This is a genomic window from Chitinophagales bacterium (assembly GCA_041392475.1).
Lineage (GTDB): Bacteria > Bacteroidota > Bacteroidia > Chitinophagales > UBA2359 > JAUHXA01.
Map to the genome: position 1 here is coordinate 2035235 of JAWKLZ010000002.1, position 25313 is coordinate 2060547.

At 38.2% G+C, this 25313-nt stretch carries 15 protein-coding genes; 9 read left to right on the plus strand and 6 right to left on the minus strand.

The genetic code is table 11. From position 1 onward, the window contains the following. Window positions 1-357 precede the first annotated feature (357 nt). The 6 genes from R3E32_21480 (at window position 358) to R3E32_21505 (ending at window position 10822) form a co-directional block, all read left to right on the plus strand. Entirely contained in the window at window positions 358-5937 is a 5580-nt protein-coding gene (locus tag R3E32_21480) for a PKD domain-containing protein (protein MEZ4887318.1), read from the plus strand. A 42-nt stretch (window positions 5938-5979) separates the two neighbouring features. Beyond that, entirely contained in the window at window positions 5980-7113 is a 1134-nt protein-coding gene (locus R3E32_21485; GenBank protein MEZ4887319.1) for a PorP/SprF family type IX secretion system membrane protein, read from the plus strand. A gap of 146 nt (window positions 7114-7259) precedes the next feature. Beyond that, on the plus strand, window positions 7260-8522 hold the full coding sequence (locus R3E32_21490) for a hypothetical protein (GenBank protein MEZ4887320.1): 1263 nt from the start codon (window positions 7260-7262) through the stop codon (window positions 8520-8522). A 5-nt stretch (window positions 8523-8527) separates the two neighbouring features. Next, window positions 8528-9364 (plus strand): endonuclease/exonuclease/phosphatase family protein, encoded by an 837-nt coding sequence (locus R3E32_21495; protein MEZ4887321.1) that lies wholly within the window; start codon window positions 8528-8530, stop codon window positions 9362-9364. Between the two features lie 217 nt (window positions 9365-9581). Then, window positions 9582-9767: a hypothetical protein gene (locus R3E32_21500; protein ID MEZ4887322.1), complete on the plus strand. Its 186-nt coding sequence runs from the start codon at window positions 9582-9584 to the stop codon at window positions 9765-9767. Between the two features lie 38 nt (window positions 9768-9805). Then, window positions 9806-10822, plus strand: coding sequence for a hypothetical protein (locus R3E32_21505; protein ID MEZ4887323.1), 1017 nt, complete (start codon window positions 9806-9808; stop codon window positions 10820-10822). A gap of 42 nt (window positions 10823-10864) precedes the next feature. Here R3E32_21505 and secG read toward each other — a convergent pair whose 3' ends face one another. From secG to R3E32_21530, 5 genes are all read right to left on the minus strand, one after another. Further along, entirely contained in the window at window positions 10865-11158 is a 294-nt protein-coding gene (secG, locus tag R3E32_21510; GenBank protein ID MEZ4887324.1) for a preprotein translocase subunit SecG, read from the minus strand. A gap of 2 nt (window positions 11159-11160) precedes the next feature. Then, window positions 11161-12855: a hypothetical protein gene (locus tag R3E32_21515; protein ID MEZ4887325.1), complete on the minus strand. Its 1695-nt coding sequence runs from the start codon at window positions 12853-12855 to the stop codon at window positions 11161-11163. An 81-nt stretch (window positions 12856-12936) separates the two neighbouring features. Continuing rightward, window positions 12937-13440, minus strand: a complete 504-nt coding sequence (locus R3E32_21520; protein MEZ4887326.1) for an LptE family protein — start codon at window positions 13438-13440, stop codon at window positions 12937-12939. Between the two features lie 211 nt (window positions 13441-13651). Further along, the gene (locus R3E32_21525; GenBank protein MEZ4887327.1) at window positions 13652-14419 is read right to left on the minus strand and encodes a TIGR02206 family membrane protein; all 768 of its coding nucleotides are present in this window, start codon (window positions 14417-14419) and stop codon (window positions 13652-13654) included. A 90-nt stretch (window positions 14420-14509) separates the two neighbouring features. Next, the gene (locus tag R3E32_21530) at window positions 14510-15256 is read right to left on the minus strand and encodes a hypothetical protein (GenBank protein MEZ4887328.1); all 747 of its coding nucleotides are present in this window, start codon (window positions 15254-15256) and stop codon (window positions 14510-14512) included. Between the two features lie 172 nt (window positions 15257-15428). Between R3E32_21530 and R3E32_21535 the strand changes: the two genes are divergently transcribed. The 3 genes from R3E32_21535 (at window position 15429) to R3E32_21545 (ending at window position 22592) form a co-directional block, all read left to right on the plus strand. Continuing rightward, a complete protein-coding gene (locus tag R3E32_21535; GenBank protein ID MEZ4887329.1) occupies window positions 15429-19259 on the plus strand; it encodes an SNF2-related protein in 3831 nt (1276 codons plus the stop codon). Window positions 19260-19314: 55 nt separating this feature from the next. Beyond that, window positions 19315-21198 (plus strand): Fe-S protein assembly chaperone HscA, encoded by a 1884-nt coding sequence (hscA, locus tag R3E32_21540; protein MEZ4887330.1) that lies wholly within the window; start codon window positions 19315-19317, stop codon window positions 21196-21198. 368 nt (window positions 21199-21566) lie between these two features. Beyond that, on the plus strand, window positions 21567-22592 hold the full coding sequence (locus R3E32_21545) for a YHYH protein (protein ID MEZ4887331.1): 1026 nt from the start codon (window positions 21567-21569) through the stop codon (window positions 22590-22592). Between the two features lie 356 nt (window positions 22593-22948). Here the strand turns inward: R3E32_21545 and R3E32_21550 are convergent, their stop codons facing one another. Further along, window positions 22949-25255 carry a hypothetical protein gene (locus R3E32_21550; protein ID MEZ4887332.1) on the minus strand — a complete coding sequence of 769 codons (2307 nt, stop codon included), beginning with the start codon at window positions 25253-25255 and terminating at the stop codon, window positions 22949-22951. Window positions 25256-25313 lie beyond the last annotated feature (58 nt).

Consider the following 25313-nt stretch of genomic DNA (forward strand, 5'->3'; position numbering starts at 1 on the left):
AAGGGGATTGGGGTAAGATGGAGGATTTGTGCTGTTTTTTTTTATTAGAATCTTGAATAACGGTACTGACCATTCTATTTAGTCTAAAAAAAACTTTTGACTCAATATGTGAAATTTAATCTAAAGATGTTTTATTGTAAATTGGCGAGGTATTTATTTGCCAGTAATTATTTAATTGTCAATAATTTATATTGAATTTATCAAAGAATACAATAGCTTGTCTTTGGTTTTTGAAGATGTAATGGCAAAAAAATATGTTTGTTTTTATTTAAGAATTAATCTACCTTTAAATGTTTAAAATAATGTGGAATAACCAAACCGACCACTTTTGCTTTAATCATATAAACGAATAACTATATGAGTGTAAGGTTTTTACTTCAAGTATTTATTTTCTTTTTCTTATCTACATGTCAAATTTTAGCACAATCCTGTAATAGTTTATCTATATGTAATGATGATGGTTGTGGTGGTGGATTTGTAAATTATGTAGCCTCAGGGAGTAATGTTTTTTGTGAAGGAGGAAATGTCACTTTAGAAAATCAAAGCTCAATCAGTGACTTTCAAGAATTTGTTATCGATTGGGGAGATGGCATTGTTGAAACAGTACCAAATTATAATAATGTAGTGCATACTTATAACTATGAGGATATAGATCCTTGTGAATCAGAAGGGAAATTTGATCAGCAGGTATGCTATGTTGGGAAAAAAAGTTGTTCTTCAGGAGAATCCTGTAGTACACAATCTACATTTATAACTGTGAGATTGCGTCCTGTTGCAGAATTTAACTTTCCGGATGAAGTATGTATAGGTGAACCTGCCAGCTTTAATGAACTAAGTTGCAATGCAACTACTTTTGCTTGGAACTTTGGTGATGGAGGTACATCCACATCAGAAAATCCAAGTCATACTTACAATTCACCAGGGATCTATACTGTTAACCTAACAGTAACAAACAATTGTTCTTCTCATACAATGCCTCATATAGTAAAAGTAGTATCTCCTCCAGAACCAAATTTCTCTTATACTGCATCAAACGTTACTAAGTGCAATCCTCTTAAACTTACTTTTAGTAATTCCTCTGATACGATAAATGCCCCTACAGAATGGAGTATTACTCCCAGTAATGGATGGAATTTTACAGATACTATTCAGACTGTAAACTCTACACATATTGAAGTGATATTTACCTCTCCTGGAGAATATATTGTTGAACTAGTAGGAACAAATAAATGTGGAACAGTAATAAAAGAAGAAGTTATTGAAGTAATAGCAAGTCCCACCGTTTCTTTAGCCACAATCCCCAATCAATGCAGCACTTCTTTTCAGTATTGCCCTGCTTCGAGTGTTACGTTTAACGACTATGTGGAAAGTGTCACTTGGGAATTTCCTGGAGGCAGCCCTTCTTCTGCTATGGGAAAAAACCCAGGATGTGTAAACTACAATACACCAGGAAATCATGAAGTTAAGGTAACCGTTACAAATAACTGTGGGTCAAATGTAGCTACTCGTTCCTTTATATTGACAGATCCAAATAGTGGTTCAAACCTAAATCCACAAGCTTTTTGTGTCAATGATGGACTTTTTAATTTGGACACAGAGGTATTGGCAGGAGATTGGAGTGGCCCTGGTGTAAATAGTCAAGATAGGTTCAACCCTACTTCTGCGGGTTCTGGCATACATACTCTGATTTATACTTACACTGAAAATGGTTGTGACATTGAAAGTACCCTTCAAGTAACAGTTAATGCACTTCCTACGGTCAATGGTGGAAATTATGGTGTGATTTGTTTGGAAGATGCGCCTATTCAATTGAAGGGAACCCCAAGTGGAGGAACTTGGGAAGGAGAAGGCTTGTCGGGCAACGACCCTATTACTTTCGACCCCAATGCAATGGGCACGGGTTCTTACAATTTTACCTATACTTATACTGACCCCATTACTACCTGTACGAATACCGATGTGGTTGGTATTCAAGTTCAAAATGTGGAAGTAGATATAAGTGCCAACGAAACTTCTTACTGTAATAGTACTTCATCTATTCAATTAACGGCTTCTCCAAGTGGAGGAGATTGGTCTGGAAATGGGGTGGCAGCGAATGGAAATTTTGTACCCTCCAATGCAGGAGTTGGTACACATATATTGACCTACACTTTCACGAATACAAATGGTTGTACTGATTCTAAAACACTCGAAGTAACAGTGTCACAGGCAGAAAACATCAATGCAGGTGAAGATATGCAATTTTGCGAGAACGATGAACCCGTGGTTTTAGAAGCCATTGAACCTGCAAATGGGGAATGGTCTGGAAACGGTGTGACAGATGGAATGTTCAATCCACAAAACGCGAATATTGGTGACAATATAATTACATATTCGTTTGGGACAGGAACTTGCAAAATTATAGATACCAAGATTTTTAAAGTGGATGCACTACCGACAATTACCATCAACTCTATACAAAATGTGTGCATAGATGCTGCAAATTTTGAACTTAGCGACTACACACCTTTGGGAGGAACTTGGTCGGGTACGGGTATCGTGGATGGAAACTTGGGAACTTTTTCGCCTATTGAAGCAGGCTTGGGAACAACTGAATTGACCTATACTTTCACAGACCCTACCACAACTTGTATCAATAGCCGCATCCATCAAATCAATGTATATCAAGTTTTGGTGGATGTGAGCGAAAACAGCACTACCTACTGCAATACAAACAATACCTACAATTTTAGTAGTCAAGTCACTGGGAATTTAAACGGAGGAAGTGGTGTTTGGGAAGGAAATAGCATTGACAGTGAAGGTATTTTTAATCCTTCTTTGGTAGATGTTGCCATTGGTATTGATACGCTTATCTATACTTTTATGGATGGTTTGGGTTGTGGTAATAGCGACACCCTAATTGTTGAAGTCATACAAGCACAAACAGTAGAAGCAGGTTTGGATGAAGAAATATGCAAAAATGGAAATGTTCTTATATTGAGTGGCTTTAGTCCAGAAGGAGGTACTTGGTCGGGAAGTCCAGCCATATCGGGCAACGAATTTGACCCTTCCTTATCTACTGCAGAGGATATCACACTAACCTATTCCATTGGAGAGGGCAGTTGTTTGGTTCAAGATACAAAAGTCATCACGGTTCACCCTATCCCCGTTTTGACTATTCCGAACAATATGTCTATTTGTTTGAACGAAGGAGCGGTCGACCTTTCTGCAAGTCCAGAAGGAGGTACTTGGTCGGGAGAAGGCATCACGAACTCAACAACAGGTATATTCACACCAACTTCTGCAGGAAATTTTGAAATTACTTATACCTATACAAACCCCACGACCAACTGCACACACTCCGAATCCTTCAACATCTATGTAGAGGGAATTCCTGACTTCAGTTTTGTAGCGAGTGAATTGGTATGTATCAATATACCCATTGACTTCAATGTGGAAGGAGGAGATGGCACTACTTGTATGTGGAATTTTGGAGATGGAAATACTTCTAACAATTGCACCACTTCACATACATATACCGACATAGGTTTCAAAACCATTTCGCTAACCGTCACTACTCCATTGGGCTGCAATGAAACCCGCACACAAGAAATTTTTGTATCACGCCCACCCGAATCTGACTTCACCCATAATGCAGACAATACTGATTTTCAATGTACTCCATTGGATGTCACCTTCAATAATTTAAGTAATTCATTTGGAACAGATGCCACTTATACATGGGACATGGGGAATGGAGATACTATTGTAGTGGAAAATACGAACGAACTGAATTATACTTACATAGGAGAATACATCATTTCAGACACTACTTTTTACATCACTTTAACAGTAGAAAATGCCTGTTCAACAGCCGTTTCTATAGATTCGGTCAAGGTAAAACCGACTCCACAAGTCCAATTCGGACCAAAAGTAACCAAAGTCTGTTCGGGTACACCGCTTGACTTCAACAATATTACGATTGGTAACCCTGACTATTTTATTTGGGATTTTGGAGATGGCACAGGTAGCACAGAAGTCAATCCTCCTCCTCATGCCTATTTCACGGGCGAAGAAGATACGACTTACATACTTCAATTGATTGCGGGAAATGAATGTGGAACAGACACTGTGCAATGGGATATTTTGGTAAAACCGAATACAGTCGAGTCTTTCTTCAATACAAGTGTAATTGAAGGTTGCGTTCCTCTGACGGTTGATTTTCAAGACTTTTCTACTGATGGGGTGAATTTATATTGGGATTTTGGAGATGGTAATTTCTCCAATGAAGAAACGCCTAGCAATACTTTTGAAGAAGCAGGCACTTACACCACCATGCTCATTGCAGATAACAATTGTGCTTTTGATACCTCTTTTCAAGTCATTGAAGTGCTGCCTCAGCCTACCATTGAAGGTTTTGTCTTCAAAGAAATAGCTTGTGTTGGAGAATCTGTTGTTTTTTCTGCTACCACCAATGATGCAATTTCAAGCTATACTTGGTATTTTGCAGAGGAAGATAGCAGCTTTCAAACTGCTCCAACCTATATTTTTACTACTCCTGGCACAAAGGAAATCACTTTGGTTATTGTGTCTGCTCTCAATGAATGCCCAAATACCTATACAACAAGCATTGAAGTCATTGATAGACCTATTCCTGTCTTTGAAACAGTACCTGCATTTGGTTGCAGCCCATTAGAGGTTCAACTTGTCAATTTATCGGAAAACTCAGTAGCTTACGAGTGGAATTTTGGAGATGGAAGTTCTTCAATTGAAGTCAATCCAAGTCATACCTTTTTCTCCACAACAGATACCATTTTTATTGTTACTCTGATAAGCACGAATGCGGCAAATTGCCAAGATTCTGTTAAACATCCTGTTACTGTAAAAGCACAACCCATAGCAGCTTTTTCGGCTTCCGAATATACGCACTGTGACGAGCCTGTGGTTATCAATCTATTCAATGAATCACAAGGGGATGCAGTATATGCTTGGTATTTAGATGGAGAATTGATTGCAGAATCTGTGAATACGGACGTTTTATTGGATGCCATAGGTGACTACGAAATCAAGTTGATTGCTACCAATAATTTTGGATGTTTTGACGAAATGGACACGATTATTCGAGTCATTCCCGAACCGATGGCATCAATAGCCAGCGATGTTTTTGAAGCGTGTGAAAAAGATGCTGTATTCTTCGAAAATACTTCAACGGATTACACGCACGTCTATTGGGATTTTGGGGATGGTGATACATCTACTCTATTTCAACCCTATCACCTCTACGATTCTGCGGGAGTTTATAATTTACAGTTGGTGGTCAGCTATGATGATATTTGCTTTGATACCCTGCAATTATCACAAGCTGTCCACATTGCAGAAAGACCAACAGCAGAATTCAATCATTCGAGTACAGATATACCTATTGCAGATTGTACGGTTACTTTTGAAAATGGCTCTTTTGAAGCCATAAAATGGTATTGGGATTTTGGAGACGGAAGTTCTTCAACAGAGGAACATCCTATTTACCGTTATTATGAAAATGGCGAGAAAATAGTGGTACTTATTGCAGAAAACAGCATTGGTTGTACGGATACCATTTCGAAAATAATTGAGTTTCCTTTCTGCAAAGGTTTGTTTTTTCCAAATATTTTTACGCCAGATGTTCTTGAAAAAGAGGTCAATGAGTTTAGACCAAGCGGTGTAGGATTAGAATTTTATCATGTCAAAGTATATGCAAAGAATGGGGAATTGGTGTGGGAATCTACGCTACTGAATCAAGGACGACCAGTAGAAGCATGGAATGGAATGTATCAAAATGTTGGAAAACCATTGCCACAAGGTGCTTATGCTTGGGAAGTAAATTACATTTTCAGCAGCGATATGCTTGACGGAAGAGAGGTATCTACTATTCCAACACGCTCAGAACAAGGCTCTGTTACACTCATCAGAGGACGATAAATTGCCGCTATTCATCCCTTCATCATCCATAAAATAAGACCAATGAGATTCAAAATATATATTTACACAATACTTTTATTTTTTTGCTGTATCAATATTCAAGCACAAGATTTTGCTTTTTCACAATATTACATGAATAAACTTTATTTGAATCCTGCTTATGTAGCTTCTGAGATAGGTGGACGCTTCAATGTCCAACACCGTCAACAGTGGCCAGGCATTTCACCTGGTTATACGTTTCAGATTACCCAATTGAGTGCGAGTACTACTTTTGGGTATTGCGATAGCAAATCTAAGAGTCCTATTAGCTATGGAATAGGAGTAACAGGAAATTTTGCTACGGAGGGAGAAGTTGCACTAAATACGCTTCAAGGCGCATTAGTGGGAGGGATTATTATAAGTGGTTTAGAAAAAAGTATGTTTCGTTTTGCAAGTTTTGGAGGAAAAATTCGCTACAATAATGTTTATTTAGACAACAATGGATGGATTTTTAGTGACCAAATAGACCCTGTTCATGGTCCTGATGCTACCTTACCAACAGTTGCTCTACTCCCATCAGACCTTACAACGACTTATATGGATTCGGGTTTTGGTGGAATCGTTTCTTTTGGAGATACAGAAAGACACTTTAACATAGGTTTTGCAATTGATAATTGGCAGAGTAAGGACAATTTATTGAACTCAGAAAACCCAAGCGTCAGACCTACCAAACAAATTCTTCATGGCTACGCTTACCTTCCTCTCCTCAATAACTTACTCAGTAAAGACAAACACAAATTGCTCATAAACGGAAAGTTTGAAAAACAGAGTGTTCTACACACTTTAAGCCTTGGTGCTTATTGGATTTATCGCCCTAAAGGGGCGATTGTAGAGAAACAAAAATATACCAATCTATTTGCTGGATTTCAATATAGAAATAGAGATTGGGTAGATTTCAAAACCCATACCAATGCTTTTGTAGCTGTTATTGGTGCAAGAAAGAAGACCTCAAGTGCAATACATCAGTTTAGTTTTAGCTATGATGTTCAGACAAGCGGTTTAACGGGTTCACAAGGAGTGTTTGAATTAGGTTATACCTTTTCTTCTGAGTATGGGCTTTTTGGGTGTGGTGGAAAGGGAAAGTCAGGAGGTTCAAAAAGAAAAAGTAAAGGACCTTCGGTTAGTTGTCCTATATAATTTTAAGTAGGAAGACAGATTAAAGAAGCGAGAAGTCAGACTTCAATACTTTGATTACAAAAGAGTTGAAGGTTCTTTTGTGTAAAACTATTTTTGTCCTGCTACTTAAAACAAATAATTTTCACTCAATTCTATAATTTTCAAAAATGAAAAAATTAATCCTCATTCTATTTATTTTTTCCTCTATTTGTTGTGACAAAACCCTTGCACAAGAAATTTATGTTGATGGTCAAAACAAAAATTATATTAAAGTAAGAAATGATTTAGGCTACACGCATAAATTTACTTTACTAAATAATGAAACAAAGTCAGAGAAAGAAATTTATTTAACCCCAAATAGCTCTGGAAGATTCGATTTAAAACTTTCAAGAAAAAATATAAAGAAGTACTCAATAATAACGACTTACGATATTAATGCTTACAAACAGGACTTGAAAATAATACAAGCTAATTATGAAAGTAGAGAAAGACAAAGGAGGAATGATATCATAGGAGAATCTATTTTAAGAGGTTTGGATGAGTTTTTTACTGGGGGGAAAATATTTGGTTTTATTGATGTTTCTAAGTTGGTAATTGATGCTATTAATGGAAAAGATTTGGGCGAGTGGACAGAAGATTTAGCAATTACTTTGATTGAAAAGGAAATAGTCGACCAAATGGATACACGAGCTGCAAAAGCAGCTGCTACATCTGCTTTTGCTCTTAAAGGACTTTTGCAAGAAAAGGAATATAAAGATTTGGACAGACGAACAGATTTATGTATCGAAAGATTGGGAAAAGGTGTCAAGAGAGAAACAAAGCTTACAAACAAGATAAGAAGATACCCAAGATATGAATTGTCTATAGAAGGAACACTACCCTTAAAAAATGAATATACTTATACTCCAATTTCAGGCAATTTGGTTGCAGAGGAAGATTATAAAAAGAATGTAATGCCTTATTCTATTCGCATGAATCATTTATGGAAAAGCAACAAGTCAAGAAGTATTTTCTACATTCCTATGAGTTATAGCCAATCTCCCTTGCTCATAAATTCTCTTTTTCCAGAAACAGCTTTATCTTTCAACCATATTGATTTGTGCTTGGGGTATGGATATAGAATCATTGGTAACCCCAATATTGGATTAGATTTGAATTTGGAAATAGGCGGACGGGCTAATTTTCGCAATTCATATTCTAATGTTGGTGGTAATGATTTTGGAAAGATAGAGTCGTTTGAGTATGATGAAATAAATCCGTTACTAAATGGAGGAATTACTTTAGACTTAAAACTATTTAAACTAATAGGTCGATACTCATATACCTTGCAAATTGACAATAAACCAAAAAATACAATATCAAACCTTACGGCTGAATATTATCAAGTAGGTTTGGCAATTCCCCTATTTAAAAAGTATAAATTTTATTAAAAAATATGACAAAATCAACTCTATCAAAGTCAGTCATTTTTGTATTCTTCCTTTGTTTCTCTTTCACTGTATCAGCCGACAGCTTCAAAATGCTCACTTGGAACATTCGTGATTTGGGGAAAACCAAAGACGATAATGAAATCCGTACCATAGCTTATGTATTGAATGACTATGATTTAATTGCCATACAAGAAGTCGTTGCCAAAGACCCCGGAGGGGCACAAGCTGTTGCCCAAATTGTAGATGATTTGAATCGCATGGGTAGTAAATGGGACTATCAAATAAGCGACCCTACACGTAGCCCATCGTCCTATATCAGTGAGCGTTATGCCTTTATTTGGAGAACCTCAAAAATTGAAGCAATTGGTAGGGCTTTTTTAGATTCCGAACTTCAAAGTATTTGTGATAGAGAGCCTTTTATTGGTCAATTCAAAGTGAAGAATAGTGCTAAGCCCTTTTTTGTTATAAATTTTCATTCCAGACCACACAATAAAAATCCAGAAGGGGAAATCAAATATTTCGACCAATATCCCCAAAGAGTAGGTTCAGAGACGGTTTTTATTGCAGGCGATTTTAACTTAGACGAAAATCACCCTGTTTGGAGCAGCCTTTATGAGAATGGATTTACTTCTTGTCTAACAAATAGTCCTACAACTTTGAAACAAAAATGTGTCAATGGTAATTTTCTTAACCATGCCATTGACAATATTTACTTCAATCAATCCCTAATAACCTTATTGGATGCAGGACGGGTAAATTTTGTAGGAGAATGTGAGCAAGTTGAAGAAGCACGCAATATTTCAGACCATTTGCCTGTATTTTTGCATTGTGAAATAAAATAATTGTTTAGATCCAAAAGATATAAGAACCGTTTATGTAAAAAGTAGTTGTTTGCTACAAAATTAGTTAGGTGCAGAAAGTTCTAATAAAAAAGTGGCAACTTAAATTTTTTAAGTTGCCACTTTCTTTGAATGATACTATAATGTATTTTTCGGGTGCATCCCAAATTGTCGCAGAAGCTAAAAAAAGCTATTTTTGAGGCACTAAATCAATAAAAATATGACAAAGGAAGAATATTTAGAATTGGCTTTATCTTATTGGGCATCATTTGAATCTTTGAAAAAAGAAGAAAGTTTTTATGACTATGAAAAGGGGTTTGAGGGAGTGATACTGAAATTTGGACAAGATTTATTAGAAAGTAGTATAAGTAAACCAGGAGAAGACCGTCGTAAAAAAAAACAATAGCAAGTCGATTTGGCTCTATCGCTATCGCCAAAACGCATATGTGGAGTAATGGTATCAATGGCTTTCAAGTAAGCCCTTATCTTCAAGAGTTACAAGCTTATGCTGGTCAATCGGATAACTATAGCGCAGCGGTGTGTGACTTAGAAAAATATCTACGTATAGAAACGAATCGTAGTCAAACAGAGCGAGTTACGAAGTATTACGCATCAGAACTTCAAAGTGTGAAACCTGTTTTACCAGTTGCTCAAAGAAAACTAAGTGAGTCTCTAAAAGAGAGTGTTGAACAAGAGGGGCTTGTCTATTCTATGATAGATGGGGGTATGCTTCAAACTCGTGAAGGAGAAAAAGGGAATGATTGGAAAGAAGTAAAGTTAGGGCGTATATTTACAGACCTTGACCACTATGAATTAGATAAGAATCATTGTTGGCTAAAGCAATCTATCTATGCTGCACATTTGGGTAGTCATAAAGATTTCCTGTGTAAATTTGAGCCATTAGTAGATATATTATCGCCGATAAATGAACGACTTGTTTTTGTTGCAGATGGAGCACCTTGGATTTGGAATTGGGTAGAAGAGTCTTATCCTAAAGCTACACAAATCCTTGATTTTTATCATGCAGCAGAGCATTTAAGTAAATTTGCTAAACTGTATTACAAAACAATAGAAGAGCAAAAAAATTGGTTGAACAAACAAAAAAATGCTTTACTCAATGATGAAATTAGTGTCGTTATAAAAGGGATTGAAGAGTTAGAAAAACGTGCACAAAAATCTGAAAAAGAACGAAATAGCCTGCTAAACTATTTGAGAAACAATGAGTTTCGCATGATGTATAAAACTTTTAGAGACACAGGTTTATTTATAGGTTCGGGAGCAATCGAATCTGCTCACCGAACAGTTATTCAAAAAAGATTGAAACAATCGGGACAAAGATGGACTTTAGATGGTGCACAGAAAATTATTGATTTGAGACTTATGAATATGAATCAACAATGGCATGAACTTATAAAATTGATACAAGCAAAGGAACTTGAATTATATAAAAAACAAGCATAAGGCGACAATTTGGGATGCACCCTATTTTTCTACGGGAGGTTATTATTCGTTATCATTAATACTTTCGATAAGTGTTTCATTGCCATTGTCTCCACTATTTCTTTGGTCAGGCAAAAAAGCACTGGTCAAAATACTCAAGACAAACAAAGCAATAATAAGTGTCCAAGTAGCTTTATCTAGGAAGTCTGTTGTTTGTTTTACACCTCCCATCATATTGCCACCGCCACCGCCACCAAAGCCAGCGCCTAAACCACCGCCTTTAGGATTCTGCACTAAGATTACCAACATCATCAACAGACAGATGAAAATAATGAGGATGGTTATAAATACGTACATAACTACAATTTCTTTTGAAGTTCAACAATTTTACCTGCAAAGTAACTGCTTTTTTCTGGATATTTCAAACTTAATTGCTCATAAATCTTTACGGCACGTTTGTAGTATCCTTGTTGAGCATATATTTCTGCCATTGATTCGGTACCTTCCAATGGAATGTCTTCTGCGTTAAGTTTTGAAGAAGTATTTTCATTGGCATTTACTTCCGACTGGAAATCAACAAATTTTTTAATTTCGGTTTCATCTTCTTTGCTCAATTTCACTTTTGGAAGTTCCTCTTTTTCCAAATCTCCTGTGAGCCAACTCTCAAAAGTTTTCTTCTTTTGTTTGTAGGATTCTACTTTAGCTTTTAGGCTCATGATTAGATCCGATTCTATTTCATTTTCGGGATGTGTTTCGTTGTTATTATCTTCTTCTTCAGTTTCGTCTTCATCGTCGTCAATGAACACATTGTCGTTGTTCTCTTCTAGTAATGACTGCTTGAGTGCTTCTTTGTCCTCAGCTATTGAGGCTCTGATAATGGAAGAATTGACTTTCATATTCTCATCCCACAAATCTTCATCCGCCTCTTCTTGCAGTTGTTCCATATCTCTTTGAATGATTTGTTGTACTTCCTTTTGAATCAAATCAGTCATATCCATTGTATTGCCGCTTTCTACTATGGGGGGGGCTTCCTTCTCCTCTCCGTCCAATGTCTTCAATTTTGAAGATAAGGCTTGCTCTACTTGCTTGCGAGCTTCTTCCGATATTTGCTCTGTATTCAAAATATTGTCTTCGTCCTCTGTGTCTTTCTCAAAAATATGCTTGAGTGCAAATTTGTCGTCTTTCTCATCTTCTTTCACTTCTTCAACAGAAGCTGGAACGATAGGCATTTGTTGATGGCTTTCTACTTCTACAACATCCTCTTGAGCAATTTTGAGTAGTGATTTATCCAATGCAGAAGTGATGGAACGTGCTGTATCTTCCAGTTTTTCGTCTATTGCAGTAGGTGAAGCAGGTATATTTTCAGCAGGTTCTTCTGGATCTTCAATAACTTCATTTGAAACGAATGTGTCTTCTTCATCCCATTGAAGTTCAATGCTTTTTTGTTTTGCCGCTATTTCTTCCTTCAATTTTTCTATTATAGTAAGTTCCTCGGTTTGCGTTTTTTCTTTATCAGTTACAACTGCTACCTTATCTATCTCAATCCCTTCGGTATCATCGTTTGGTATATCACTAACCTCGTTTTCCAGAAAATCTAATTTGTCTATTATTTCTTCTTCCTCTGGTAAATCTAAATGTTCAATCGAAACGACCTCTGTTTCTTGATTGTCTTTGTCTTCACTTATTAGTTCTAAATGTTCAATCGAAACAACCTCTGTTTCTTGACCATCTGCCTCTTTTTCTGTAATAATGAAAGGCAAGTCCTTTTTGTCCATTTGCAGGGTAGCATCATCTAAATCGGGAGAAGACTGCAATGCTTCCTCTTGTTGGTAGAGTAATTTGTATAAAACGGCACGATTACCTGCATAGATTGCCGCCTTTTGCACTATTTCTTGGTGTTCATAATGGTCTGTGTCCATTGATTTTTTAGCCCACAGAAGATGTGCTGTTTGAAAGAAAGGGTAATCTGCCAAAATGGTTTGTAAATCCCATGCAGATAGGTCTTGAAGAGATTTGATGTGGGTAATGGCTTCTAATATCGGTTGCTTGTCCATAATAATTGCGGTTATAACAATTCTACATTTGAGGTTAAAAAATGGGCAAATGTATCTACAAGGTACATAAAATTCTTTTTATCACCAATTAGAAAAGGCTTTGTTAAAAATATCGTCCACAATTCTATCCGTTATTTCGTCAATAAGACTGTTTTCTACATCGGTCAAATTTGCATCTCTGTCAAAATCAGAAAAGTGTGTGAAATTGCTCGACCAGTTTTCTTCGGTGATACTATTGGTATATTCCATTCGCACACTAATGGTCAATCGGTTCAGAGCTGCTTGATCGTTTGCACCCGAAGCTGCTGGACGTATATCGTATTGTGTGATGGTTCCGCTAAAAGCAGCATGTCCTTCTTCTGTTACCAAATCCAAACGGGCTTCCGTCGTGAATTTGTCTTTGAGTTTTTCCTCCAATGTTTGACTCAAGGAAGGTAAGACCAGACTTGCTTGGTTGGGTATTCGTTCCACACTGACCGTTTTTACATCTGGGTTGATAGAAGTTCCTGTAAACGAGTATTTAACTCCGCAAGCATTGATGCAGAATAATCCAATAAGGAGGCAGTAAAAAAGAATATTTTTCATTGGAAGTTTCAATTTTCGTACCTCTATATACGTATTTCTCATTTCGAAAAGTTGCTTATTTTGTAATTTGAATAGACCACATACACCTTTTAGACTTTGGAAGAAGGAACAGTGGTGCGAGAAGATAGTATTTAGCGTAGGTGATAATGAATAATAATTGCTTATTTCTCGTTTCTTGCCTTCAAAGTTCAAACATTCTCGCACCTTTCATTTAGCTTTTATGGCCTTTCAAAATTTGTGTTTTTTTGGGTATTTCAGTAACATTTACCTCTTTCCATTTATCCCTAATCCAAAATGGACTGTAAACCATAAAAAATAGCAACAAAACAATTCCTTCTCCTCCAATGATATACCAAGGCCATTCGCCCAAATAATCCAATATAGAAGCCGTTGGAGGTTTGTGACAAATATAATTGTAGTTGGCATCTAAAATATAATTTATCACAAAAGATAGGATCACATAAACTTGTAGTATTAGAAAAGATTTGAAAATACTACTGACAAATGGACGCATTCTATAAACAATCGTGGCATACAAAATGATGATTACCAAACCACAATGCACAATCCAAAAAGCAAAAAAAGTGTAATTGGGGAAACCATTGATGAGATGAGGGGTGAGAATCGCTTGTATAGTACCTGCTAAAATCCAAAAATAGAAAATTTCATAAAGTACACGGTGAAGGGTAAACATGAACAAAGGCAGCATTAATGCCATGAAATGACAAAGCACAAAGGGGAAATCCTCTGCTGGATTAAACACCCCTAAATACAAGCGAATCAACATCCAAGTAATTTGAGAAAACGCAATAAAAAGAGCCAAATTCAACCCTAAACGGTACTGTTGTGAAGGGGATAATTTTTTTGTAGCATATCGTATGATTGATACACCCAACACAATAGATATTAACAATACAACGATATGCTGTATGCCTCCTATATGGAAATCATTGTTGTTGTTTAGAAAGGGTGAATTCATGATATGGTAAATATACGAAGGAAAAAATCAAAGTGCAAGTACTCAATTCAAGTGCAATTTTGAACTTAATCCTTGAATATAGGAATTGTATCAGTTGCCCAAAAATTCCTTCAACTTGACCCATACTACAAATGCGTCGGGAGTATCCTTTGCCGCACAGTAGTAAGGGTGATTAAAATTCTTGAGTGAAAAATTGAATAATTTATTTTTACCACTTTCATCTTCTCCTGTCAATGGGACGACTACTCCTTGATACAAATCGCTGAATCGAAATTCCGTTTCCGAACGGCGGTCTTTAACCATAATCACATTCATATAATCATGAAAAAAATCATCTTTTGCTAAAGTTAATTTTATATTCCCTTTGTCCACTTTTTCGATTTTCAAACGATTGTTGAAAGTATCATAAAATTGTTCTGTAAAAATATCTTCGGGCCCAAAATACTTTGGTGATACAACACCTAAATCGTTGTATTTATCTCCCAATCTTACCTTTATTCTTTTATTCATCACAAAATTGAAACCTTCAATTGCATCCAATTCCTTTGGGTCAGTCGTTCCTCCTGCTGCAATAATATCCACGCCATTTGCTTCAAAACCATAACGAATACAGGATTTTATATCATATTTTTCATTTACATTCCATTTTACAGCAAAATCTTTAGCCGCCTCTCCTGCTTTCACGCCTTCACAAAATGCATCAAAATTGGAAATGGCTCTCGGAGCATCCCCATTTCTATAATATTCTAAAAAAAGCGCATCGCAGTTTTGGGCTACAAGCATTGAAGTAACACACAAACACAAATAAAAAAAGGCTATTGAACTGATTCTGAACATAATTTAACTATTTAAGGTTGAAAAATTAGGGTGTTAAGTAAAATATGAATACCATCATATTGCTGCGAATCTAGCTAAAAAACAGATGAACAGCAAATTTACTCGTTGTTCATACGCAATTAATGTTGTATCTTTATAGAATTGTCCAATACAAAATAACTTCACATATATAGTGTCTTCAACAAGCACCATCATCCAAAGATATATTGGTAACAACTCTACCACCAAAAGCCGAAGCAAAGGGCAAGGTATTTTCAAAAGAAATGCGTACGAATTGGAACGCTTAGATATTGATAGAGAAATTGCTATTTATAAAGTTGTCAGCGAATATTCTTTTGAAAAATACAAAGTATTGATTACCGACTTCAAAACGGGAGGTAGCATTGAAGCCGAATGTAGTTGCCCATATGATTGGGGAGGTATCTGCAAACATAGAATTGCAGCATTGTTGGCTTTGGAGAAGCAAATCAGAGAATTAGAGAGTACAAATGCGATTCAAGCCTACGACCAATCACATACGGTACTGTATATGCAAAGCATCAAAGAAAACATCATTCACCACAATATGGCGCATGGTGACTGGACAAAAGCCCGTCAATTGGCTAAAAATTCGAGAGCAGAAATTCGGTTTGCAGGCGACAGAATGGTGACTGCAACGGTGAAATTTAAAAGTGCAAACCACGGAGTCGAAATCAAAAAAATCGGGCAAGACAAAATCATTACTTCTTGTACCTGCAATGAAACCAAATACAAAATCTGTTTACACAAAGCCGTTGTTTTCCTGCAATTGAGGATGGAGCGAGGTGACAACGCTTTTGATTCAATACGTGATTGGACCAGCCGAAAAAACCAACTTTTAGCAGATTATGGCTTTAGCCTTGCCGATGATCTGACAGGAAAATTTGAGTTTGTCATGCACAAAGACAAACCCGAACTAAAAGTATTGGATAATTCACTCATAAAAATCAATGACTTAGAAAAGTGGGGCAAAAAATACAAGACAGTTGCCATCAAAGATAAATCCCTTCCCGTTCCTTTACAAGAAGGGCGATTGCGGCAGCCTGAAAAAGAAGTTTTAACCATTGGCTACATTTTCCACTTCGATGACAATACCTACATGCCTGGATTTGTCATTCAGGCAGTATGCGGAAAACTCAATGCACAAGGCAATAAAATATCGGCAAAACTAAACCCACTAACCGATGAAGTAGGCAATATTCCCAGCCGTTTTTTGGGTATTTTAGACGATAAAGACCGAAGCATTTTGCAGCTAATCCACGAACTCGCCCGAGAAGAAGTTGCCCACTATGCCTTCAGTCATTCGATGTGCAAACTTTCTACAATTGCCACATTTGGAGGCAGAACGGTTGCCTTATTGGAGCAAAAAAACCTAAAAGATACGGCTTACCAAGTCACACAAACCTACATCACCCAACGACTCCGAACACTTTTTGGACTGCTAAAAGACAAAATCACCTACATTAACATCCTTCCCACCCGTGGACTTCCTAATTTGAAAGATCTTCAAACCGTAGAAATCGCTTCAACAGTTGCCCACGTACATTTTAGCCTCTACAATAAGGGCAACTTGATACAACTTAGTTCAGCCATCAAATATGATGACAAAATCATTCCTATTGATAAAGTATTATTGGTGAGTCCACAAATTCTTTACCAAAATGAACAGCTTTTTTTGATAGAAAATGTGGAAGAATTGGATAGTTTGCAGCTCTTTTTAGAACATCCCAATATTTCGGTACGCAAAGAAAAACTATCCGAATTAATTAAAAATGTGGTAATCCCACTTCAAAGCAAACACCCCGTCGACATACAGTTGGATTTGGAAATCAAAGAAACTGAATCCTCTGCAAAAGCACAATTGTACCTCAAAGAAACCGAGGAATTTCTTCTTTTCCAACCCATTGTAGATTATAGCGGTCAGCAGTTAGAATTAGATGGTGCGGCTGAATGGGTCATCGAAAAAGAAGGCGAAATCACCCGAATGGCACGAGATACCGACTTTGAAAAATGGTTCAGTGCATTCATGCAAACCCTTCACCTCGACTTTATACAGCAAGCCACCGAAATTACGAATGGATTGTACTACTTTCTGAACTATGAGGAAGTAATGGAAAATGAGTGGTTTTTGGATGCCTTTGAAAAATTGGAGCAAAAAAACATTGAGGTATTTGGCTTCAAAAGCCTCAGCAAATTTCACTACGATTTGCACCGCCCAATGATGGATTTTGAAGTCACTTCGGGCATTGACTGGTTTGACATTAGAACCGACATCACTTTTGGCGACCAAACCGTTTCACTTAGAGAAGTGCAGAGAGCCTTGTTGAGAAACGAAAATTTTGTGCGCTTGAACAACGGTAAATTGGGAGTTTTGCCTGAAAAATGGCTGATAAAATACGCCGATTTATTCAAACTAAGTACCATCAAAGGCAAACAACTCCGCATCTCCAAAGTCCATTTTTCATTGGTAGATGAACTCTACGAAATGATTGACGATGAGGAGGTTCAAAAAGAATTATTTCTCAAAAAACAAAAACTCAAATCGTTTAGAAATGTCGAAAAAGTGCAAATGCCACTCAACATGAAAGCAAATTTGCGGGACTACCAAAAGGAAGGCTACAATTGGATGAATTTTTTGGACGAATTTCAATGGGGCGGATGTTTGGCAGACGATATGGGCTTGGGAAAAACCCTGCAAGTATTGACCCTACTTCAACACAAAAAAGAGGAAAAGCAAACCAGCACCAACCTCGTAGTTGCGCCAACTACACTACTCTTCAATTGGGAAAAAGAGGTCGAAAAATTCTGTCCCGACCTCACCATATTTCGACACCATGGCCCTTTCAGGGAGAAATCCACTACCGAACACTTTGCAGATTATGACATTATCATTACCTCCTATGGCACATTGACTTCGGATATTGACCTTTTCAGCAAATACCAATTTGACTACATCGTATTGGACGAATCGCAGGCAATCAAAAACCCCTCTACCAAACGCTACAAAGCCTCTCGGTTGTTGAAGGCAACAAACCGAATAGCCCTCACCGGTACGCCCATCGAAAACAACACCTTTGACCTCTATGCCCAGATGAATTTTTTGAACCCAGGGATGTTGGGTAGCATAGAGTTTTTCAAAAAAGAATTTGCCAATCCGATAGACAAGTACAATGATAACATAAAAGCACAGGCACTTCGCAAAATTGTGTATCCTTTTATCTTGCGTCGCACCAAAGAACTGGTAGCCAAGGAGCTACCCGAAAAAACGGAAACAGTATTGTATTGCGAAATGAATGGGCAGCAGCGAAAAGTTTATGAGGCTTTTCGAGACAATTACCGCCTCAAAATACTAGAGAAAATAGATGAAGAAGGAATGTCAAAAGCAGGGATGTATATTTTGGAAGGTCTGATGAAACTCCGCCAAATCTGCAATTCGCCTGCTTTACTGAATGATACCGAGGACTATGGCAAGGACTCTATCAAATTGAAGGAACTGATGGAACACGTCAAAGACATCACTGACAACCATAAAATCTTGGTATTTTCGCAATTTTTAGGAATGTTGGCAATGATTAAAGAACAACTTGAAAAAGAAGGAATTAAATATGAATACCTCGATGGTTCATTGACGGCTACTGCCCGAAAAGATGCGGTTAATCATTTTCAAGAGGATGAAAAATGCCGTATTTTCTTGATTAGCCTCAAAGCAGGTAGCCTCGGATTGACGCTTACCGAAGCTGATTATGTCTATCTCATTGACCCATGGTGGAATCCAGCCGTTGAACAGCAAGCCATTGACCGCACACACCGCATAGGTCAAACCAAAAATGTTTTTGCCTACCGAATGATTTGCCGAGATACCATTGAAGAAAAAATCATGAGCCTGCAAGAAAAGAAGAGGGCATTGGCAGAGGATTTGATTTCTACAGAACAGAGTTTTATGAAACAATTGAACAGGGGAGATGTAGCGTTTTTGTTTAGTTGATTAACGCTACCTTTGTATCTCAAACAAAGTAAACGACAAAACTGTTATAGGCAACATGGCAAAAATATCCATCAACATAAAGCAAGGTACACTACTCGAAAACGAATCGGCTCAGAAAGACATCATTGTGGGCATTGACTTAGGCACGACCAATAGTTTGGTTGCTTACATAGACACCGAAAGCGGCAATGCAGTAGCGGTGAAAGACAAAGGCGGTAACAACAAATTGGTTCCTTCCATTGTACATTTCAATATGGATAATGATGGAATCTTAGTCGGCAATGATGCCAAAGATTTCTTGGTGACACAGCCCGAAAATACCATTTATTCGGTCAAACGATTGATGGGAAAATCTTTTCAAGACCTCAAAGAACATAGTGATTATTTTGGTTATCAAGTGATTGACGATGATACCGAGAGTTTGGCGAAAATTCGGGTAAACAACCGATTTTACACCCCCATTGAATTGTCTTCACTCATTTTGAAGCAATTGAAACACCGAGTCGAACAGGCTTTGAATCAAGATGTTACCAAAGCAGTGATTACTGTTCCCGCTTACTTCAATGATTCCCAACGTCAAGCTACAAGAGATGCGGGGAAATTGGCAGGTTTGGAGGTGTTGCGGATTGTGAACGAACCAACGGCTGCAAGTTTGGCGTATGGCATCGGATTGAAGCAAGGAGAGGAAAAAACCATTGCAGTCTACGACTTGGGTGGAGGTACCTTTGACATTTCTATTTTGAGCATTGATAACGGTATTTTTGAAGTGTTGTCCACCAATGGAGATACTTTTTTGGGCGGTGACGATTTTGATCGAGCCATCATTGATTATTGGATTACTGAAAATGGACTGGATGCTGCTGCATTGAAGGACGACAAAAAAGCCATGCAAACGCTTCGATTGCAGGCAGAAAGTGCGAAAATTGAATTGAGTACGATAGACGGTGGACGGTGGACGGCAGACGAAAATGAGCCGCAATTGGAGTTGTCTCGCAGCAAATTTGAAGAGTTGATTCAGCCTTTGGTGGATAAGACTTTGGTGAGCTGCAAAAAGGCTTTGGCGGATGCTGATTTGACCATTGAAGCGATTGATGAAGTGGTTTTGGTGGGTGGTTCTACGAGAGTTCCTTTAGTGAAAGAAGCAGTGGGTGATTTTTTCGGTAGAACGCCACACGATGATTTGAACCCAGATGAAGTTGTTGCTTTGGGTGCTGCCGTTCAAGCGGATATTTTGGCGGGCAATCAAAAAGATATGTTGTTGATTGACATTACGCCTTTGTCTTTGGGTATAGAAACGATGGGTGGTTTGATGGATGTGATCATTCCCCGCAATTCGAAATTACCGATTAAGGCGGGTCGCCAATACACAACGCAGATTGACGGTCAAAGTGGTATGCGGATTACGGTTTATCAGGGTGAACGGGATTTGGTAAGCGACAACAGAAAATTGGGTGAATTTCACCTAACAGGTATTCCTGGAATGCCTGCGGGGATGCCGAAAATTGACATTAGTTTCGTGCTTGATGCAGATGGGATTACGAGGGTTCGTGCCAAAGAATTACGATCGGGAGTGGAGCAAAGCATTGAAGTGAAGCCGAGTTATGGTTTGAGTGAGGAGGAAATGTCGAAAATGTTGTTGGATTCTATTCAAAATGCTCAGTCAGATATGCAGGTGAGGGCATTGCAAGAGGCACTCAACGAGGCTAATAGTATGATTAGAAGCGTAGAGCGTTTTATCCAAAAAAATAGTGATTTGCTTGATGGTTCTGAAATGGAAGGCACAAACGAACTTTTGAATACTTTGAAGGAAAGTTTGGCTTCTAAGGACAAGGATTTGATTCACCAACACATTGAAGCCCTCAATGATTTTACCCGACCTTTTGCAGAACGGGTGATGGATCAGGCGATTGCAGTGGCGATGAAAGGTAAGAAGATTTGATTGGACGAAAGAATATCGTTACATTGCAATATAATAATAATTTTTGCATTAAAAAACAAGACAATATTCATTTCCTTTTTTGTGCAAAAAACGAAATTCACACCTATTCCTGCTTTTTAAGAGAACCTTTTTTGCAGGTTGGTGATTCAAACACGCCTCCATTTTGCATCAAATATTCTTTCATCTATTTCTCCTTTGCTAAGATTAGCTGAGTCCATGTTTATTCTATCTGCAAGTTGCGGAAGTGTGAATGGTTTCTAAATTCTCACACGCCTAATAAATTTACCAAACCACCAAAAGATTTTTGATTTTTTGGGGTCTAATAAGCAGGTAAGATATTTTACCCTACTCCTAAAATACATTCCACAATGAAAAAATTACATTGGTTTCCCAAGACTTTAGGCGTGTTATTTATTGCAGGTATTTTACTAATTTCTGTTGCTTATACCTTCAAAATCACCCAACACTACAAACTCTCTGCATTTCAGCAAATAACGGGCGATCACTACCTCATTCACCTCGATGCACAAGAATGTGGGATAGACATTGAAGGCAAATTGAAGCAAAAAAGCCTCTACGAAGAAACGATAGATGAAGCGCAAGACAAACGAATCATTCACATCAATGGCATTGCTAGCCATCACGTTGGCGAATTTCCGAATGAGGGCAACCCAAACACAATTCACGAACACGAATGGACTTTTTCGGTGCCGCTACACCCCAAAATGGCTGCTCAAACGACCAGTGGAAAAGGTTTTGATACAGGCGTATTGTTCAGTGGTGTCACCATTGACCCTTTCACGGGCGAATTTTTTATTGCTTCAAACGGACTCACCAACCACGAATGGAACATCACCACCTTAAACTCACTCGAAAATTTGGGCTTGGACTGCAACAATGCCCACGTCCAACCCGGCGGTAAATACCACTATCACGGCACTCCTTCTGCATACCTTCAAGAATTGGGGGCAGACGGTTTGGCAATGCTGAAAGTGGGCTATGCGGCGGATGGATTTCCGATTTACTACAAATATGGCTACAATGAGAACGGTGAATTGGTGGCGAATGAAAGTGGTTATCACCTCAAAAAAGGCCTCCGCCCTGGTGATGGAAAATCTGCTCCCGATGGTCATTTCAATGGGCTGTACTTCAATGACTATGAATACATAGAAGGCACATCTGCTTTGGATGCCTGCAATGGAAGATGGGGTAGAACGCCCGAAAATGAAAAGGAATATTACTATCTGATTACCGACAATTTCCCTTCTGTTCCCTTGTGTTTTGCGGGTACACCGAGCCGAGAACTTCAAAAACAGAGACCGCCAGTAGGAAGAGCGGAACGTCCGCCGCATCCTCCAAAGAGCGGAGAAAGGCATCCGCATCCACGTTTTTAGGGAATTTGTTTCCAAAAAGAACCTCAATTGTACTCTACAAACTCCTCAATACAATACAAGGCTATCCTACTTCAACAATCCTTCCTACAACTCAAACAAAAAATCTATCCGATTACACTCATTCACAAAGAATTATGAGTGAAAAATGGTCGTATTTTTCAGCAGCATCGCTGCGGCTCTGTTTGTAGAACGGTTCTAAAACATTCAGCTAAGGGGCGTAGCCTCGACACCAAAAAGCCGAAACTACGCTCCTAATGAATCAAATCCAAGCTATTTTTCTACACATCTGGGATTTTGATGAAATCGGAATAGGATCTTGACTACGCCCTTCTTAAATGTCAATATTCCATTCTCAATCACTTCACCCTCACCAAAATCCTCGCTGCCTCCACCTCCTTCATCGCCCCATAAATCAATGCCACCTCGTCCGCCTTTTTTGGCAACACTTGGTCGGTTTTCACCGTCAAATCCGAGCGAATCAGCAGCGTATAATCATCCTTTTGTTCGATACTGAAAATGTATTTCGCAAAATCATTCTCCAAAATCAAAGGTAAATCTTTGAAGGGTTTGATAGCGATAGGCTGCTCAAATTCAATCTGATAGGTGTAGGTATCTCTCCCTATAAAATCGGGATAATACGGCAAATCTCGATTTTTGGCTTCAAAACCATCGTGGTAAATATGATAGACCCATTTGTAAAGGTTCAGCTCAAAAGAAGTGTCCGAAACGGCGGTAATGAGGTTGGGTACGGTATAATCACACAAAGCCGTAGCCTTGAAAGGATAGACAGGTTCGTATTCCGTTTTTTGTCGATGGATTTTTGCATTTTCGTTTAAGTCGCTGATGTGGTGACTGTAGCGTTCATTGACGCTCGAATCAATGGCTTCGTATTGGTAAAAACCCCGCATCATGGTCGAATACTGCCCCGAAAGATTCACATCCGCTTCAAAGTGAACCAAAGTTGTTTCTAAGTCCACCTTTGCCAAAACGTGGTTGTAGCGAAAATTGTCCGATGCTTTGTTTTGAGGTGTGGGTTTGAATAAGATGTTTTTGTCGTTTTTATACGAATCCGTCATTTGAAAAATATGCAAACCCGAAGCATGTTGCAGGTAAAACGGCAATTCGTTGAGCGCATATCCAAAACGGTCTTTTTTGGGATACACATAGTGCATATTTTTATCAGTTTCCACTGCAAAAAGCTGGTTGTCACCGATAATCGGCAAACAAATATTGGAGTGAATCTCTCCAACCCGTTTGTCGGATAAGTGAACTTGGTAGTAATCTTCCTGCAATCGGTTCAAAATGCCTTGGTACAAAGTATTGCGGCTAGCGGTTCTCAATACTTTCAATTTCAGGTATTTCGGCAACGATTCTCGCTGTGAATCTGTCAGTCCAAAATAATCTTCAGTCGAAAAAGTGCGGTAAGGACTTTGTACCAAACGGTTGTTGAACACACCTCGGTACAAAACATTGCGGTGCATATCCTGTGTCAATCGCTCTCTCAACGATTCGGGTAGTTTGCCAATCCGCATATCTGTATTCGCATAATGATCTACATCTTGCTGATATCCAAACTCATCTGTGATGGCGGTATGAATGGAATACAATTTTTCAAGTGGATTTTTCTGAGAATATCCGCCTCCAAAATCCTTGTAAAAATTGTCGAGCATCCACTCTTTTCGGTTGATGGTGAAACCTCCAATACTGCGCTCATTGTACTTCCTAAAACCAATTAGTTCCTTGGTAAAATACCGCCAAGTATAGGGTTTGTATCGGGTAATGTGGTCGTTGTTCCAATCACCAAAGGCTTTGTTGTGTACATAAAAAGTGATGTGTGGCAAATCTCGATATAGCCGAGTGCCTACTTCCCCCGTACAGCCCTCCAAATTTTGCAATTTCCATTGGCGGCTTGTCCAATAGGGTTTTTCTTGGTCTTTGATGAGCGTATTCGGCTCTGTGTCATTGGTGTAGTCAAATACCATCACCATGCGACTAGGGTGGCTGATGGTGAGTTCAAAACTTTGTTTGGGTAAAAAACTATGAAAAAATTGCCGCCTCCAATCAAAGATAAAAGGCAGGTAATACAAATAGGAAATTTCTATAATGTCACCTGCTTCAATGCTGTTTTTGGGCAATTCAAAATGATATGCGTAGGCTTTCCATTCCTGCAGATCGAATTTAAGTTGTTCGCTTTCAACTCTATGATTAGTCTGCAACAACTCAACGCTGCCATTTGGTTTGAGGATTCGAGCTTCAAAATACAAGATTTCTAAATTGAAGTATTTGGGGCGATGGGTTTCTGCACGTTCAGCCATCGGCAAGTCGGCGTATTCATAACTTGGGTCAATGTTTTCAGGCAAACTGATGGTCGAATGTTGGTCAATTCCCGCTTGTGTCGCAAAATAAATCTTTTTGTTACAATGAAACAAGGTAGTGTTTTCTTGGTCGTTCATTTTCCATGACACTGCTTCCTTCAAGATTACCGCATCTTCATCTGCAAAAATAGGTTCAATATCAGCCGAATAAATAGGATTTGTTTCCCAGTCTGGCGGTATTTTTTTCTTCAAAAATTGCAGGTTTTGGGCATTCATTGAAGTAAAAGAAAAGATTACCCATATCAGTAGGAGGTAGGAGAAAATGGAAGGTAGGGGTTTGTGAATCATAGCGTTGTTTTTTGCATTTAAAAATAAACAATTTTGCAGAGAAATGAGAAAGTATCTA

Excerpts from the sequence above, each read along its gene's own strand:
- R3E32_21480 (MEZ4887318.1), top strand. The coding sequence starts at position 358 with ATGAGTGTAAGGTTTTTACTTCAAGTATTTATTTTCTTTTTCTTATCT.
- R3E32_21485 (MEZ4887319.1), top strand. The coding sequence starts at position 5,980 with ATGAGATTCAAAATATATATTTACACAATACTTTTATTTTTTTGCTGT.
- R3E32_21490 (MEZ4887320.1), top strand. The coding sequence starts at position 7,260 with ATGAAAAAATTAATCCTCATTCTATTTATTTTTTCCTCTATTTGTTGT.
- R3E32_21495 (MEZ4887321.1), top strand. The coding sequence starts at position 8,528 with ATGACAAAATCAACTCTATCAAAGTCAGTCATTTTTGTATTCTTCCTT.
- R3E32_21500 (MEZ4887322.1), top strand. The coding sequence starts at position 9,582 with ATGACAAAGGAAGAATATTTAGAATTGGCTTTATCTTATTGGGCATCA.
- R3E32_21505 (MEZ4887323.1), top strand. The coding sequence starts at position 9,806 with ATGTGGAGTAATGGTATCAATGGCTTTCAAGTAAGCCCTTATCTTCAA.
- secG (MEZ4887324.1), bottom strand. The coding sequence starts at position 11,158 with ATGTACGTATTTATAACCATCCTCATTATTTTCATCTGTCTGTTGATG.
- R3E32_21515 (MEZ4887325.1), bottom strand. The coding sequence starts at position 12,855 with ATGGACAAGCAACCGATATTAGAAGCCATTACCCACATCAAATCTCTT.
- R3E32_21520 (MEZ4887326.1), bottom strand. The coding sequence starts at position 13,440 with ATGAAAAATATTCTTTTTTACTGCCTCCTTATTGGATTATTCTGCATC.
- R3E32_21525 (MEZ4887327.1), bottom strand. The coding sequence starts at position 14,419 with ATGAATTCACCCTTTCTAAACAACAACAATGATTTCCATATAGGAGGC.
- R3E32_21530 (MEZ4887328.1), bottom strand. The coding sequence starts at position 15,256 with ATGTTCAGAATCAGTTCAATAGCCTTTTTTTATTTGTGTTTGTGTGTT.
- hscA (MEZ4887330.1), top strand. The coding sequence starts at position 19,315 with ATGGCAAAAATATCCATCAACATAAAGCAAGGTACACTACTCGAAAAC.
- R3E32_21545 (MEZ4887331.1), top strand. The coding sequence starts at position 21,567 with ATGAAAAAATTACATTGGTTTCCCAAGACTTTAGGCGTGTTATTTATT.
- R3E32_21550 (MEZ4887332.1), bottom strand. The coding sequence starts at position 25,255 with ATGATTCACAAACCCCTACCTTCCATTTTCTCCTACCTCCTACTGATA.